The 15,962-nt window shown below is 64.6% G+C and carries 12 protein-coding genes and 1 other RNA gene; all 13 read right to left on the bottom strand.

Going from position 1 to position 15,962, the window contains the following annotated elements:
• Positions 1–4 precede the first annotated feature (4 nt).
• A complete protein-coding gene (locus tag ACNA1V_RS12195) occupies positions 5–952 on the bottom strand; it encodes a D-alanine--D-alanine ligase (protein WP_415833880.1) in 948 nt (315 codons plus the stop codon).
• Complete coding sequence (gene murC, locus ACNA1V_RS12190) at positions 949–2,358, bottom strand: UDP-N-acetylmuramate--L-alanine ligase (RefSeq protein ID WP_415833879.1); 1,410 nt, start codon at positions 2,356–2,358, stop codon at positions 949–951. Before murC ends, ACNA1V_RS12195 begins: the two co-directional genes overlap by 4 nt.
• Positions 2,355–3,434, bottom strand: a complete 1,080-nt coding sequence (gene murG, locus ACNA1V_RS12185; RefSeq protein WP_415833878.1) for an undecaprenyldiphospho-muramoylpentapeptide beta-N-acetylglucosaminyltransferase — start codon at positions 3,432–3,434, stop codon at positions 2,355–2,357. The genes murC and murG overlap by 4 nt, the downstream gene beginning before the upstream one ends.
• Entirely contained in the window at positions 3,431–4,624 is a 1,194-nt protein-coding gene (ftsW, locus tag ACNA1V_RS12180) for a putative lipid II flippase FtsW (RefSeq protein ID WP_415833877.1), read from the bottom strand. The genes murG and ftsW overlap by 4 nt, the downstream gene beginning before the upstream one ends.
• The gene (gene murD / locus ACNA1V_RS12175) at positions 4,621–6,153 is read right to left on the bottom strand and encodes a UDP-N-acetylmuramoyl-L-alanine--D-glutamate ligase (protein WP_415833876.1); all 1,533 of its coding nucleotides are present in this window, start codon (positions 6,151–6,153) and stop codon (positions 4,621–4,623) included. Before murD ends, ftsW begins: the two co-directional genes overlap by 4 nt.
• Positions 6,150–7,322 (bottom strand): phospho-N-acetylmuramoyl-pentapeptide-transferase, encoded by a 1,173-nt coding sequence (gene mraY / locus ACNA1V_RS12170; protein ID WP_415833875.1) that lies wholly within the window; start codon positions 7,320–7,322, stop codon positions 6,150–6,152. The genes murD and mraY overlap by 4 nt, the downstream gene beginning before the upstream one ends.
• A complete protein-coding gene (gene murF, locus ACNA1V_RS12165) occupies positions 7,312–10,176 on the bottom strand; it encodes a bifunctional UDP-N-acetylmuramoyl-L-alanyl-D-glutamate--2,6-diaminopimelate ligase MurE/UDP-N-acetylmuramoyl-tripeptide--D-alanyl-D-alanine ligase MurF (RefSeq protein ID WP_415833874.1) in 2,865 nt (954 codons plus the stop codon). Before murF ends, mraY begins: the two co-directional genes overlap by 11 nt.
• The gene (locus ACNA1V_RS12160) at positions 10,173–11,897 is read right to left on the bottom strand and encodes a peptidoglycan D,D-transpeptidase FtsI family protein (RefSeq protein WP_415833937.1); all 1,725 of its coding nucleotides are present in this window, start codon (positions 11,895–11,897) and stop codon (positions 10,173–10,175) included. The genes murF and ACNA1V_RS12160 overlap by 4 nt, the downstream gene beginning before the upstream one ends.
• The gene (gene ftsL, locus ACNA1V_RS12155) at positions 11,897–12,184 is read right to left on the bottom strand and encodes a cell division protein FtsL (protein WP_415833873.1); all 288 of its coding nucleotides are present in this window, start codon (positions 12,182–12,184) and stop codon (positions 11,897–11,899) included. Before ftsL ends, ACNA1V_RS12160 begins: the two co-directional genes overlap by 1 nt.
• Positions 12,181–13,215 (bottom strand): 16S rRNA (cytosine(1402)-N(4))-methyltransferase RsmH, encoded by a 1,035-nt coding sequence (gene rsmH / locus ACNA1V_RS12150; RefSeq protein ID WP_415833872.1) that lies wholly within the window; start codon positions 13,213–13,215, stop codon positions 12,181–12,183. The genes ftsL and rsmH overlap by 4 nt, the downstream gene beginning before the upstream one ends.
• Positions 13,216–13,224: 9 nt before the next feature.
• Complete coding sequence (mraZ, locus tag ACNA1V_RS12145; RefSeq protein WP_415833871.1) at positions 13,225–13,653, bottom strand: division/cell wall cluster transcriptional repressor MraZ; 429 nt, start codon at positions 13,651–13,653, stop codon at positions 13,225–13,227.
• Positions 13,654–14,074: 421 nt separating this feature from the next.
• An RNA gene (gene rnpB / locus ACNA1V_RS12140) (RNase P RNA component class A) lies at positions 14,075–14,462 on the bottom strand.
• A 55-nt stretch (positions 14,463–14,517) separates the two neighbouring features.
• Positions 14,518–15,396 carry a prohibitin family protein gene (locus tag ACNA1V_RS12135; protein ID WP_415833870.1) on the bottom strand — a complete coding sequence of 293 codons (879 nt, stop codon included), beginning with the start codon at positions 15,394–15,396 and terminating at the stop codon, positions 14,518–14,520.
• Positions 15,397–15,962 lie beyond the last annotated feature (566 nt).

Genomic DNA, 15,962 nt, shown 5'->3' with positions numbered 1-15,962 from the left:
CGTTTCAGACCTTGCTATGCCCATGCACCTTCAGGGACGCCCCTGCCAGGATGCGGACGCACAGCTCGGCATAATCGACTCCCTCGGCGCGAGCCGCCATGGGAACCAGAGAGTGCCCGGTCATGCCGGGCGAGGTATTGATTTCCAGCAACCAGGGGCGATCCTGGCTATCCAGCATCACATCGACACGCCCCCAGCCTTCGCAGCCCAGCACGCGGAAAGCGCGCTCGGCCAGGCCGCGGATTTCAGCCGTCAGCGCCGTGGGCAGGTCGGCCGGGCAGATGTACTGGGTCTCGTCCGAGTAATACTTGTTCTGGAAGTCGTAGTTGCCCTGGGGCGCACGGATCTCGATGATAGGCAGCGCACGCGCCTGGTCTCCGCTACCCAGCACCGCTACCGTCAGCTCGCGGCCATCGACAAACTTCTCCGCCAGCGCCTTCTCTTCATAGCGCGATGCCAGTTGCACGGCGGCCGGCAGATGCGAGGTGTATTCCACCTTGGTCACGCCCAGCGTCGAACCTTCATGCGGCGGCTTGACGAAAATCGGCAGGCCCAGTTCGGCCACCACGGCATCCAGATCGCTGTCGCCGTCGAGCACCGCATAGGGCGGCGTGGGCAGGCCTTCGTCTATCCAGATCCGCTTGGTCATGACCTTGTCCATGGCCAGTGCCGAAGCCAGCGTACCGCTGCCGGTATAGGGAATGCCCAGCAGTTCCAGCGCGCCCTGCAGCGTGCCGTCTTCGCCATAGCGGCCATGCAGCGCAATGAACACGCGATCGAAACCGGCATTGGCCAATTCCGCCAGTGAATGCTTGCCCGTATCGAACAGATGCGCATTGACGCCACGCGAGCGCAACGCGTCATAAACGCCCTGGCCGGACATCAGCGACACCTCGCGTTCTGCCGAGTGACCGCCGTACAGCACCCCGACCTTGCCGAATTCCATGTTCATGCTTGTTCTCCTATACGTGCGGGCACCCGGCTGATGGACCCCGCACCCATGACGATCACGACATCTCCGTCACGCACAAAATCACGGACGGCCTGGGGCAGATCGTCCACATCCTCCACAAAGACCGGCTCGACCCGTCCGGCCACGCGCAAGCCGCGTGCCAGCGCGCGGCCGTCGGCCGCCACCAGCGGCTCCTCGCCAGCGGCATACACTTCGGTCAGCAGCACGGCATCCGCGTCGCTCAATACTTTGACGAAATCCTCGAAACAGTCCCGCGTGCGGGTATAGCGGTGCGGCTGGAACGCCAGCACGATGCGCCGCTCCGGCCAGGCGCCCCGCGCCGCCGCCAGCGTTGCAGCCATTTCCACCGGGTGATGGCCGTAATCGTCGATCACCGTAAAGCTGCCGCCGCCCTGCGCCTGCGGCACCGCAAAATCGCCGACATGGGTAAAGCGCCGGCCCACGCCATTGAAATCCGCCAGCGCCTGCACCATCACGCTGTCGGCCACGCCCAGCTCCGTCGCCACGGCAATGGCAGCCAGCGCATTGAGGACATTGTGGCGGCCCGGCAGGTTCAGCACGACCTCCATGCGCGGCAGCACAACCCCCTTGCGATCACGCCTCAACACGTCGAAACGCATGCGCACGCCATCGGTACGCATGTTCTCCGCGCGCACCTGGGCATTTTCGTCAAAGCCATAGGTCGTGACCGGACGCGACACAAAGGGCACGATTTCACGCACATTGGCGTCATCTACGCACAGAATGGCGCTGCCGTAGAACGGCAGGCGCTGCGTGAACTCGATGAAGGCATGCTTCAGGCGCGCCAGGTCATGACCATAGGTGTCCATATGGTCAGCGTCGATATTGGTGACGATTGCCATCACCGGCATCAGGTTGAGGAACGAGGCATCCGATTCGTCGGCCTCGGCCACCAGATACTCCCCCTGCCCGAGACGCGCATTGACCCCGGCGGAATTCAGACGGCCGCCAATCACAAAGGTCGGATCCAGGCCGGCCGCTGCCAGTACGCTCGCCACCAGGCTGGTCGTCGTCGTTTTGCCGTGTGTACCGGCCACGGCAATACCACGCTTCAGGCGCATCAGTTCCGCCAGCATCACGGCGCGCGGCACGACGGGAATGCTGGCAGCACGGGCGGCCAGCACTTCGGGATTGTCTCCGGACACGGCGGTAGAAGTCACGATGGCATCGGCCTGGCCGACATTCGTCGCCTCATGGCCGATATGGATGATGGCCCCCTGGGACGCCAGCCGCTCCGTGACCGCCGAACTGCGCAGATCCGAACCGCTCACCGTATAGCCGAGATTGAGCAGCACCTCTGCGATGCCGTTCATGCCCGACCCGCCGATACCGACGAAGTGGATGTGTTGGATACGGTGTTTCATGTTTCTTGCCTTCGGGCTGCCCGCACACAGCGGGCAGCAATTTGTGCCGCCGCATCGGGCAGCGCATAGGTTCTGGCCTTCTCGCCGACTTCCAGCAATTCAGCCCTGTTTCGTTCTGCCAGCCACTTGGCCATGCCCGGCGCGCTCAAGGTGGCCTGCTGCTGCAGCCAGGCTGCACCATGGTCGCTGAGATAGCGGGCATTCATGGTCTGGTGGTCATCCACCGCGTGCGGGAAAGGCACGAATAGCGCCGCCACGCCAGCGGCTGCCACCTCTGCCACCGTCATGGCGCCTGCCCGACAGATGATGAGATCGGCCTGGCCCATGGCGCCAGCCATGTCGTCGATGAAAGCCACGCACTCGGCTTCGATGCCAGCGGCGGCATAGCCAGCCCGCAAATTCTCAATATGCGCGCTGCCCGCCTGATGCACGACCTTGGGCCGTTGCGCCGGCACCATCAGCGCCAGCGCCTGTGGAATCAAATGGTTAAGCGCCGCAGCGCCCAGGCTGCCCCCCACGACCAGCACACGCAACGGGCCTTCGCGCCCGGCGGCGCGCACATCGGGCGCCGGCAGCGCGGCAATGGCCGCTCGCACAGGATTACCGACCGCCTCGGCGCCACGGATGGCGTCCGGAAAGCCCAGCAGCACCGTGCCGGCCATACGTGCCAAGGCCTTATTGCTCATACCTGCCACGGCATTCTGCTCATGCAGCACCAAGGGAACGCGCCTCAGGGCGGCGACCACGCCGCCCGGGAAGGTCACATACCCGCCCATGCCCAGCACGACATCGGGCCGTACCTGGGAGAAAATCCGCCAGGCGCGGCGCAGCGCACCCAGCAACAGGAAAGGCAGCTTCAGCATGGCGCCCACGCCCTTGCCGCGCAAACCGGAAAAGCGCAGCGGCAACAGCTCGATGCCTTGCGGCGGCACCAGACGGCCTTCCATTTTGTCCGGATCACCCAGCCAATACACCTGCCAGCCCTGGCTGCGCAACACTTCCGCCACCGCCAGGCCGGGCATGATATGACCGCCGGTACCGCCAGCCATGACCAGAAGAACGGGAGCGCGGCTCATGTGCGCCCCCCCCGCATCAGAATGCGGTTTTCAATGTCCACGCGGATCATCAGCGCAATGGCGCAGATGTTCATCACCAGACCGGAACCGCCATAGCTCACCAAGGGCAGCGTCAAACCCTTGGTGGGCAACAGGCCCAGGCACACGCCCATATTGATGAAGGCCTGCACACCGAACCACAGCGCCACCCCCAAAGCCACCAGACCGCTGAAGGTACGGTCCATGGCGATGGCCTGCCGGCCGATTTCAAAGCCGCGCTGTATCACGATGACAAAACCTGCGATCAACAGGAATACGCCGACAAACCCCAGCTCTTCACCAATGACGGCGACGATGAAGTCGGTATGCGCTTCAGGCAGGTAATGCAGTTTTTCCACACTGGCGCCCAGCCCGACACCCAGCCATTCGCCGCGCCCGAGCGCAATCAGCGAATGTGACAGCTGATAGGCGCTGCCGTAGGCATTGTCAGGATTCCAGGGATCCAGATAGGCGAACAGGCGCGCCCGGCGCCAAGGCGCCAGCCAGATCAAGGCGAAGAACAGGGACACCATGACGGCAACCAGCGCAGAGAACAACCGGCCGTCAATACCGCCCAGGAACAGGATGCCCACGGCGATTGCCACGACCACGATGAACGCGCCCAGGTCGGGTTCCAGCAGCAACAGCATGCCCACCAGCGCAATCACCAGCGCCATGGGCACAAAGCCGCGCACGATATTCTGCATGTGCTCCTGCTTGCGCACGGTGTAATCCGCGGCAAACAAGACAATGGCGAACTTCATCAACTCCGAGGGCTGGAAATTCAGCGGCCCCAGCGGCAGCCAGCGGTAGGCACCGTTGACCTCTCGCCCGATGCCGGGAATCAGCACGGCAAGCAGCAACAGGATGCTGCCGATGAACAGCGGTATCGACATGCGCTGCCAGGCCTGCATGGTGACTGTCAGCACCAGCGCCCCGGCCACCAGGCCGATCAGCAGGAACATACCGTGGCGGATGACGAAGTAATAGCGTCCGTAACTGGCGTAGCGCGGCCCGTCCGCCAGCGCAATCGAGGCGGAATACACCATCAGCAGGCCGAACAGCAGCAAGGCGACCGACACGACCACCAGCGGCAGATCGTAACCGCGCATGCGCGTACGCCCAGGGCGCACCGCATTGACACTGCTGCTCACGCCATCGAGCACGCTCATGCGACCTCCCCGTTGTCCAGCGCCAGCTCGCGCACAGCCTCGGCAAATGCCTGGCCGCGCTGCGGATAGCCCTTGAACATATCCAGGCTGGCGCAAGCCGGCGACAGCAGCACGGCATCCCCCGTCTGCGCCTGTGCAAACGCCGTCCGTACCGCCTCATCCATGGTGTCGGCATGCAGCGCCTGAACACCCTGCTGACGCAGAGCGGCATCAATGATGGAGGCATCCTGGCCGATCAGCACCACCGCGCGCGCACGGCGCGCAACCAGCTGGGCCAGCTCGGTGAAGTCCTGCCCCTTGCCCTGCCCGCCGGCAATCAGCACAACCGGCTGCGACAGGCCGTCCAGCCCGGCCAACGTAGCACCCACGTTGGTTCCCTTGCTGTCGTTGATGAAATCCACCCCGGCAATGCTGCGCACGAAAGTCATGCGGTGCGGCTCGCCTTCATACAGGCCGGCGGCACGCAACAACGGTGCCCACGGCAAGCCCAGGCTGCGCGCCAGCAGCAATGCGGCCTGGACATTGAGGGCATTGTGCAGCCCGCGCAGACGCAGCGCATCCACCGGCATCAGGCGGCTATCGCGGCCCGGCTGGCGCGGCAGCTCGGGCACTGCGCCCTTGGCGCGGCGCCCGGCCGGCGGCGCCGGCTCATCAAAATCCGTATTCTCGCTGGCGACCAGCCAGACCATATCCTGCACCGACACCAGGCCCATGTCACCGGCCAACGAGGGTTCTCCCCGGCCGAAACTGCGTACGTCCTTGCTGTCGAGCCCGGCAACCATGCCGCACACCCAGGCATCTTCGCGGTTGACGATCTTGATGCGGGCTTGCGCGAACAGGCGCGCCTTGGCGGCTGCATAGGCCTCCATGCTGCCATGCCAGTCCAGATGATCCTGGGTCACGTTGAGCACCACGGCCGCATCGGCCTGCAGACTGCGCGTCGTTTCCAGCTGGAAGCTCGACAGTTCCAGCACCCAGGCCTGCGGCAAGGCATCTGCATCCAGCGCATCCGCCAACGCACCCAGCGCGGCCGGACTGATATTGCCTGCGGCGCGGGCGCTCAGGCCGGCGGCCTCAAGCAAATGGCGCGTCAGCGATGTCACGGTAGTTTTGCCATTGGTGCCGGTCACGGCCAGCACGCTGGGCGCATATGCGCGCTCTTCCCGCAGCGCCGCCAGGGCGCGGGCGAACAATTCGATTTCACCGACGATTTCAACCTGGCGAACCGCCGCCTGGGCCAGCAAATCGCTGACAGGTGCCTGTCCCGGCGCCAAGCCGGGGCTCAACACCAGCTGCTGCACGCCATCGAGCAAGGCCAGCGGCAAACCCTGGCCCAGGTGGTATTCCACATCCGCGCCGTCCAGCGCGGCACGCAGGGCCGCCAGGCCCGGCGGCGCTTCCCGCGTATCGGCAATACGCAGCCGACGGCCCTGGCGGGCCAGCCAGCGCGCGGCTGCCGCACCCGTCTCACCCAGTCCGAGGACCAGGATGCGGGCATCTGCCGAAGAGGAAGCTTGCAGGGTATTCATCGCAGTTTCAGGGTAGAAAGGCCAACCAGGACCAGCATGATGGTGATGATCCAGAAACGCACCACTACCTGCGTTTCCTTCCAGCCACCGACTTCAAAATGGTGGTGCAAGGGGGCCATGCGCAGCAGGCGCCGCCCCTGGCCATACTTGCGTTTGGTGTACTTGAACCAACCCACCTGCAGCACGACCGACAAGGTTTCAACGACAAACACGCCGCCCATGATGAACAGCACGATTTCCTGGCGCACCACCACGGCAATCGTGCCCAGCATGCCGCCCAGCGCCAGCGCGCCGACGTCGCCCATGAATACCTGGGCCGGATACGTGTTGAACCACAGGAAAGCCAGGCCCGCCCCGGCCAGCGCCGCGCAAAGCACCATCAGCTCGCCCGCGCCCGGGATATACGGGAACAGCAGGTACTTGGAGTAATCGACACGACCCACGACATAGGCAAATACGCCCAGCGCGGCGCCGACCATGACCGTCGGCATGATGGCCAGCCCGTCCAGGCCGTCGGTCAGGTTGACGGCATTGCTGGTGCCGACGATGACCAGCCAGGTCAGGATGACGAAACCAAACACGCCCAGCGGATAGCTCACGCTCTTGAAGAACGGCACGATCAGGTCTGCCTGATCGGGCAGCGCCATCGTGAAGCCGCTCATGACCCAGGCCTTGAACAGCGGCCAGAGTTCCACATTGGCCGGAACAGACACCGCAAAAGCCAGATATACCGCCGCCACGGCGCCGATCAGCGCCTGCCAGAAGAATTTCTGGCGCGCCGGCATGCCTTCGGGGTCACGGTGCACGACTTTGCGGTAATCATCCGCCCAGCCGATCCAGCCGTAGCCGAAGGTCACCAGCAGCACGACCCAGACAAAACGGTTGGCCCAATCGGCCCACAACAGCGTGCTCACGCCGATGCCAATCAGGATCAGCACGCCACCCATGGTAGGGGTTCCGGTCTTGACCAGATGGGTTTCCGGGCCGTAGCTGCGCACAGCCTGGCCGATTTTCATTGCCGTCAGCTTGCGGATCACGGCCGGGCCGGCCAGCAGACCGATGAACAATGCCGTGGCCGCGGCCAGCACGGCGCGCAGCGTGATGTACTCGAACACGCCGAACGCGCGGAAATGATGGTCGGACAGCCAGCGTGCCAGTTCAAGCAACATGATGCGCCGCCTCCCCGTTATCCCATTCGGCAACGCAAGCTGCCACGATTTTTTCCATGTGCATGAAACGCGATCCCTTCACCAGCACGACAGCAGGCTGCGCGGCACGCACCGCCGTCATCGCCGCCTCCGTCGAATCCACCCAGACTGCGCCAACGCCAAAAGCGGCGACGGCACGGCGCGATAACTCTCCCATGGCGACCAGTACGTCCACGCCCCGGCTGGCGGCATATGCCCCCACTTCCTCATGCATGGCCGGGCCCTGGTCACCCACTTCACCCATATCCCCCAGCACCAGCACCCTGGGGCCGGGCACGCTGCCCAGCACATCAATGGCGGCGCGCACGGAGTCGGCATTGGCGTTGTAGCTGTCGTCGATCAGCCAGACACCGGCCGCCAGGCGGCGCGCATGCATGCGGCCTGCCACCGGCGCGAACGCAGCCAGGGCATGCAGCGCCGTGGCTGCCGGTACACCGACGGCCAGCGTGCATGCCAAGGCCGCCATGGCATTGCGCAGGTTATGCACGCCAGGAACGGCAGTCGCCAGCGTCAACACCGTGCCGTCCGGCAGGCTGACCGAGGCCGACACACCGGCCGGCGTCACCTGCGGATCCGCCGCCATCAGTTCGGCTGCGCCTGACAGCGCGAAACGGGATTTTCGGCGCGTGCCGGACAGGCCATCCCACACGGCGGCATGCGCGTCGTCTGCCGGATAGACCGCCACGCCGGACGCGGGCAAGGCGGCCAGCACCGCGCCGTTTTCCTCGGCCACGGCCGCCACCGACTTCATGAATTCCTGATGCTCGCGCTGTGCATTGTTGACCAGCGCCACCGTAGGCTGGGCCATGGCCGCCAGCACGGCAATCTCACCGGGATGGTTCATGCCCAGTTCAATGACGGCAGCGCGATGCCCGGCGCGCAAGCGCAACAGCGTCATCGGCACGCCCAGCTCATTGTTCAGGTTGCCCCGCGTGGCCAGACGGGCCGCTTCGCCCACCCAGGCCGCCAGCACGGCCGCAATCATTTCCTTGGTCGTCGTCTTGCCGTTGCTGCCGGTCACGGCAATCACCGGAATATCGAAACGGCGGCGCCAGGCCGTCGCCAGGCGCGCCAGCACGGCGCGGCCATCACCCAGCACGAACTGCGGCAAGGCCACCCCGGCAACCGGATGCGCTACCAGCGCCGCTGCCGCACCCGCTGCTTCGGCCTGCGCCACGTAATCGTGGCCATCGGCGCGCTCACCGGCCAGCGCCACGAACACTTCCCCTGCAACCAACTTGCGGGCGTCGATCGCGGCATCGCGGCCTGCGCCCCACCACAGCGCCAGGCGCGCCCATTCCCTGTCGTCAAAGACATGGCGCTGGCCCTGGATTTCCTGATAGGTTTCATGGCCCTTGCCCGCCAGGAGAATGACGTCGGCGGGCGAACTGCTCCAGATCGCATGCAGAATTGCCTCGGCCCGGTCTGCCATGACCTCCACCTGACGCTCCACCGGCACGCCTGCCAGAATCTGCGCAATGATGGCGTCGGGCGCTTCGCTGCGCGGGTTGTCGCTGGTCACGATCACCCGTTCTGCTGCCAGGGCCGCCTGCGCCATCAAGGGACGCTTGCCTGGGTCGCGATCACCGCCGCAACCGAACAGGCACAGCAAACGGCCGCCACGGCGCTGCGCCAACGGCGCCAGTGCCTGCACCGTGCGCGCCAGGGCATCGGGCGTATGGGCGTAATCCACCACCACCAGCGCCTGCCGGGCGGCATCCTGCCCTGGCGCCACCACCCGTTCCAGGCGGCCCGGCACCGGCCTGAGCTGCGCCAGCTGCGTCGCAGCGGCTGTCAGATCCAGGCCCAGCGCGCGCAGCACGCCAGCCACCAGCAACATATTTTCTATATTGTGCTCACCCAGCAACTGACTGGACACTGCCGCTTGCGCCGGCTCCGGCGCGCGCTCCAGCAAGGCAAAGGCCAGGCCGTCCGCCGCTGGCGGCACGGCCATCTGCGCAGCCAGCCGCGCCGGCGCAGCGCCATCCGCCACGGAACCGGCTACGGCGTAAGTCCAGACATCCAGCCCTGCGGGCAAGCGGCCATGCGCCGCCCGGCCAGCGGCATCATCCTGATTGATGACGACGGACTGCAGGCCCGGAAAGCGGAACAAGGCTTCCTTGGCGGCGGCATAAGCCTCCATGGAGCCGTGGTAATCCAGATGGTCGCGACTGAGGTTGGTCCAGGCCGCCACGCGCAGCTGCACCTGATCCATGCGGCCCTGCTCGATACCGATGGACGACGCCTCCATGGCGACGGCCTGCGCACCCGCAGCGCGCTGCGCAGCCAGGGTGCGATGCACACTGACCACATCGGGCGTCGTCAGATTGCCCGCTTCGCTGCTGCCATCCGGCCAGCGCGTGCCCAGCGTGCCCAGGACGCCGCATGGCATCCCGGCCCCGGCCAGTGCATCCGCAATCCAGTACGCGCAGGATGTCTTGCCATTGGTTCCGGTCACTGCCACCACAGCCAGATGCTGCGAAGGCTGGCCATACCATTCATGCGCGATGCTACCCAGCAAGGCTTTCAGGCCAGGCACCCAGGCCAGGCCGGCATCTGCCTCGCCCTGGTCCACCGGCCATGGCGCGCCGGAAGGCCGGTCTGCCGTATCTGCCAGCACCCACGCACCAGCCGCACGCGCAGCCGCAATATGTTCGCGACCATCGCCGCGTACGCCCGGCACCGCCAGGAACACATCACCGGCACGCAGGCGCCGCGAATCCAGGTGCAGATCCGCCTGCGCCGAAACCTGCTGGCGCAGCCAGCCGAGAACAGAGTCTATGCCGTGCAGCACGAGATTCCTTGCCTGGGTCATAGCGCGCCCCCTGCCGCAGCCACGGCACCGTCGAGCGGCGCATCCGGCCTGACGCCCAGCAGGCGCAGGCAATGCCCCATGATGGTCGAAAACACCGGGGCCGCCACGCGGCCGCCGTAATAGGCGCCAGCACCGGGCTCGTCGATACTGACGGCGACCACCAGGCGCGGGTCGGAGGCCGGCGCAAAGCCGACGAAAGAGCTGCGGTAATGCTTCGTGCTGTACTTGCCATCGACGATCTTGCGAGCGGTACCGCTCTTGCCCGCCACGCGGTAGCCATCCACCCTGGCACGCCGCGCACCGTCTTCGCCAGCGGCCGCTTCCAGCATGCCGCGCACGGTACGCGCCACTTCCGGGGAATAGATATGGGTGCCGGTGACGGCCTCGTCACGCTGCAGCAACGACAGGGGCACGGCATCGCCATCGCGCGCGAACACCGCATAGGCACGCGCCACCTGCATCAGCGACACCGACAGGCCGTAGCCGTAGGACATGGTGGCCTTTTCAATCAGGCGCCAGCGCTCCCAGGGGCGCAGGCTGCCTGCCGCCACGCCGGGAAAACCGATTTTGGGCGCCTGGCCAAAGCCCAGTTCGGTGAACTTGCTCCACATTTCCTGGGCCGACAACTTTTCCGAAATCAGCGTCATGCCGATATTGCTGGAACGGCGCAGGATGTCGCCCGGCGTGATGACACCGTTGCGGCTCACATCGCTGATGGTGCGGCCTTGATAGACCATGCGGCCATTACCGGTATCAAAGGTGCTGTTGACGCCGATGCGTTTGAGATCCAGCGCCAGCGCAACCGTGAACGGCTTCATGATGGAGCCGGGCTCGAAAGTATCCGTGACGGCGCGGTTACGCAGCATATCGCCGCGCAAACCCGTCCGGTCATTGGGGTCGTAGGAAGGCAGATTGACCAGCGCCAGCACCTCGCCCGTGCGCACATCCAGCACCACGGCCGCCGCCCCCTTGGCCTTGTTCTCCTCCATGGCATCCTGCAAGGCCTTATAGACCGCGAACTGCAGGCGCATGTCGATGGAGAGGCGGATATCCTGTCCGTCCACCGGCGGGTGAATGTCGCGCACATCCTCGATCACCCGGCCCAGGCGGTCGCGAATCACGCGACGGCTGCCATCCTTGCCGGACAACATGGACTCAAACGCCAGTTCCACACCTTCCTGGCCCCGGCCATCCAGATTGGTAAAACCCACCAGATGCGCCGCCACATCCCGTTCCGGGTAATAGCGCCGCATTTCCGGCTGCAAGGACACGCCCGGCACCTTCAGCGCCTGTACCTGCTCGGCGATATCCATCGGCACCTGACGTTTCAGGTACACAAAATTGCGGCTGGTATCGCCCAGGCGCGACTGGATCTCCGCCACATTCATTTCCAGCAGGCGAGCCAACTGCGCCAGGCTTTCAGGGGAAGCACCGGCAGCATCTTCCGGGATGGCCCACACGGCCCGCGCCGGCACACTGGAGGCCAGCACTTCGCCATGGCGGTCGGTGATTTTGCCGCGTACCGCCGGCAGCGTCAGCGTACGCTCATAGCGGCGCTCGCCCTGCTGCTGCAGGAACTCGGTCGAAAGCCCCTGCAGAAACAGCGCCCGGCCGGCCAGTACGGCAAAGCCAAGAAACAGGAGGATAAAAACGAGCCGAGCCCGCCACTGGGGCAGGCTGCTCTTGAGTACCGGATTATTGAAAAAGGGAGCACGGCGCATCATGAGCCCCCGGGTTCGGCGGAGGCCGGCGCATTGAAATATAGCGCCCGCTGCGGATCCACCGGCACCATGCGCAGCTCATTGACGGCAACGTCATCCACCCTGGCATTGCGCGCCAGGCCGGCACGCTCCAGCTGCAGGCGGCGCCACTCAAGATCCAGGTCATTGGCCTGGGCGCGCGCGCGCTCCAGTTCAATGAATGCGCGGCGCCCCTGATACTGGCTGGTTACCAGGGAGGCCGCCGAGAGCATGAGCAACAAGCCCAGCACGAACAATAAGCGAATCATCGCCGCTTCCCTCGTCCGCGCGCCGCGCCTGCCCGGCCCGGCTGCGACGCTTGCGGCGGCAAGACGGCATCGGCGCGCCAGGGCGCATCGGTACGTTCGGCCACACGCAACACCGCAGAGCGGGCGCGCGCGTTGGCCGCGACTTCGGCCTCATCCGGCTTGATACGGCCTACGGCACGCATCACCGGACGCGGCAACTCGCTCTCGCGCAAAGGCAAGCGCGCCAAGGCCGGATCCAGTTGCCCGGCGGCGGCGATACTCTGCTTGACCATGCGGTCTTCGAGCGAGTGAAAACTGATCACAGCCAGCCTCCCTCCGGTTGCCAGCAGGCCTACAACTGCCTGGAGGGCGTGCGCGAGCTCTTCGAGCTCCCGATTGATGTGAATCCGTACAGCTTGAAAGGTACGGGTTGCCGGATGCTGGCCTTTTTCACGGGTGCGGACGACGCCGGCGACAAGCTCGGCGAGCTCGCGTGTGCTGAGTATCGGCCGTACTTCGCGGCGCGCTGCAAGCGCTTTTGCAATCTGAAAAGCAAACCGTTCTTCGCCATAGTCTGCTATGACCTCCCGCATCTCATCCACGCTGGCCTCGGCCAGCCACTGCGCGGCGGTCAGGCCGCGCGTCGTGTCCATCCTCATGTCCAGCGGGCCTTCCCGCATGAACGAAAAACCACGTTGCGCGTCGTCGATCTGCGGCGAGGAAACCCCCAGATCCAGCATCACACCATCTACCTGGGCAATACCCAGGTCATGCAATGCATCCGGCATCGTGGCAAAGCCATCATGCACAACCGTCACGCGCGAATCGGCTGCCGCCAACTCGCGTGCCACAGCAATCGCCTGCGGATCCTTGTCGAACACCACCAGCCGGGCATTGCCATCCAGGCGCGACAACAATTCGCGACTGTGGCCACCACGACCGAAAGTGCCATCGACAAACACGCCGCTGCGGCGTGCCTGGCCTGCGCCATCCACCGGCAACAGCGCCTCCACCGTCGGCGTCAGCAAGACGGACCGATGTTCGAACTCCATACCGCCCCGTCAGAAAGAAAACTGGTTCAAAACGTCCGCCATGCCCTGCTGCAGATCCTGCGCCTCCTTGGCGGCGAGCATCTGCGTATCCCACAACTCGAAATGGGTTCCCAGCCCCATCAGCATGACCTCTTTGACCAGTCCGGCCGCTTGCCGCAACTCAGGTGCAATCAGCACACGGCCCGCGCTGTCCAGCTCGACATCCTGGGCATTGCCCAGCAACAGCCGCTGCAACGCTCTGGCATTCATCGGGAATTGCACGATCTGCTCGCGCTTCTTTTCCCACTCCTGGCGGGGGTACACCAACAGGCAACCATCGGGGTGTCGGGTCAGCGTCAGGCGGCCTTCCGCCTGGGCCATCAGGGCGTCACGATGCCGAGCCGGAATTGTCATCCGTCCCTTGGCATCCAGCGTGAGCGCGCTGCTTCCCTGAAACACCCTTTTCCCCCACTAATAAACACAAAATCCTACTTTCCCCCACTTTAAGAGATCGATATAAGGCGGTCAAGTCGGAATCCCGGTTTTTTTCAATCACAACAAGGACTTAGGATTGACATATTTTATTACATAGAAAAATATGCTTCAAAATCAGAAAGTTAACCAGTGATGTAAAAGCCAGGTGTCAACATTGGGTGCCAGAAGCTAGCATCGGCCATCTGTAAGACAATGCAAACGCCGTTCTTCGGGAACGCAAAATGCGCCCTGGCCCCCCTCTTTCTCACGGGGGCTGGCGTACCACCAAATGTGGGTTTTTTCCTGCCGGGCGATGCACCGGCACCACCGGCTGCCGGCGCTGGCGCAACGGCAACGGGCCGTGGCGCGCAGCGCGGCCCGGCCGGAACAAGGTAGAAATGAATTCAGTGCAGGATGAACGATAGGCCGGATTCTGTAGGCCAGCTTGCGCTGGCCGGCAATCATTCCTCTGGACCACGCGTTGCCGCGTGGTTCTAGCCGCCTACCCGCATGCTCGGGCGGGCCGCCCTGCGTGGCCGAAACCACACGCATGCCTATTTGACGTTGCTCCGGATAGAGGTTGCCGCGTTTCACCCTGATGCGCCGCGATCTGTTGCCAGACCGCAGGGTACGGAGTGGCCGTACCCGTGCATGCCAGGCATGCCCCCGCATCAGACTCGTCTCTGTGGCCCTAGTCCTCGGCTTGCGCCGGACGGCCGTTAGCCGCTATCCCGCCCTATGGAGTCCGGACCTTCCTCGACACATTGCTGTGCCGCGATTGCCTGTCCATCCTGCGGCGGCGATTGTAGCTCGATACGAGCGACCCGCCGCAGATTCCTCAGGGATTGTTTACTTGACGCCCAGGAACGGCAGTGCCGAACCCGGCACCTGGGTGGAGGGCAAGGCGCCGTCCCACTTTTCCACGGCAATCAGGTTGACGAGGTTGGAATTGCTGGCCAGCGCCTGGCTGCGAGCCAGGATGGCAGCCGCCTCTGCCTCGCCGCGCATACGGATGCCGTCGGCCTCGGCCTGGAAGCGTTCACGCTGGGCATCCGCTTCGGCGCGTGCCTGCACGACCTGGATATCCGCCTGGATTTCTGCCGTCTGTTTCTGCTGGCGCGTGGTTTCGATCTGTACCTGGGCCAGCATGCGTTGCTCGATGGATTGCTCGTAGGCTTTGGAGAAACCGACTTCTTCAACCTGAACGCCAACGATCTGCACCGGCGCGTCGCGCATCGCGGACGACACCGCCTGCACGGTTTCCACGCCCAGCTTCTCGCGCTCCTGGATCGCCCGCACCGCCGTAAAACGGCCGAACACGTTCTTCACCGCATCCGGCGTGCGGCGCTCGATCACGCGCACCTGCAGATTTTCCAGCGTGCCATATTCGCTATAGAGGTCTGCCACCCGGTCCACCGGCACCCGATACGTGACGGATACCTTCATGTTGGCCGGCTGCTGGTCGAACGAATAGGCTTCCAGCGGCATGGTGACATTATGGTCACGCACCGACACGAAACGCACGGAATCCAGCAACGGCGTCTTGAAACCCAGGCCGGGCTCCGCCACGCTGGATAGCTTGCCGTTGCGCAGCAACACGGCGCGCTCGCCCTGATCCACCTGGAAGAAGGCGCCAAAGGCGACAAGAATGATGATGGCGAACAGCACCAGGAACAACACGCCGAAACGAGCGGCGCTCTTGATGGGGACGGAAGGTTTGCTGGTCATGCCTGGAACTCCATGAATCATTGGCGGCACAGCGCCCGCACCAACGGACGCGCCGGAATTGTTGCTTGAATGGGAAAGGGGAAGGCGCGGTCCAGGCGGCGGCGCCACCTGTGCGCCTGGCGGCTGGGGATGCGCCGCCGCTGCGGATTCACCCCGTGGGGAAGCTTTCAGCGATTTTTCGACAGCCAGGCCCGGATGCCCAGCGCCAGCAGGTAGGCCACCACGGCGGCGCCTATTGCCATCAGTATGTATCGCATGCTGTTTTCCCTTGCGTCTGAAACTCATAACACCCGGCCCTGCCACGGACCGCAAAAAAGCTCTCGTCTCGCGGCGGCGGCCCGCCGGAAACCTTTCTGTCCTGGCTGCCCGCCAGCCATCATCCTGCCCGCTGACCGCCACCACGCCCTTGCCCACCCTATGCAAAGGCGCCCAAGAATACCCCAACATGTTCTGGTCTAATTCAGATGGACACCTCGATAGGGGATGATTCCACCGAGAGCCCAGCAAGATATGACCCGTATTCGTAGAACCTTTGATGCCGCCTTCAAACTCCAGGTGGTACAGAT

The sequence above is a fragment of the Kerstersia similis genome (genome assembly GCF_965139615.1).
In the GTDB taxonomy this organism is placed as follows: Bacteria; Pseudomonadota; Gammaproteobacteria; order Burkholderiales; family Burkholderiaceae_B; genus Kerstersia; species Kerstersia similis.
This window is presented reverse-complemented; position numbering and strand designations above follow the sequence as displayed.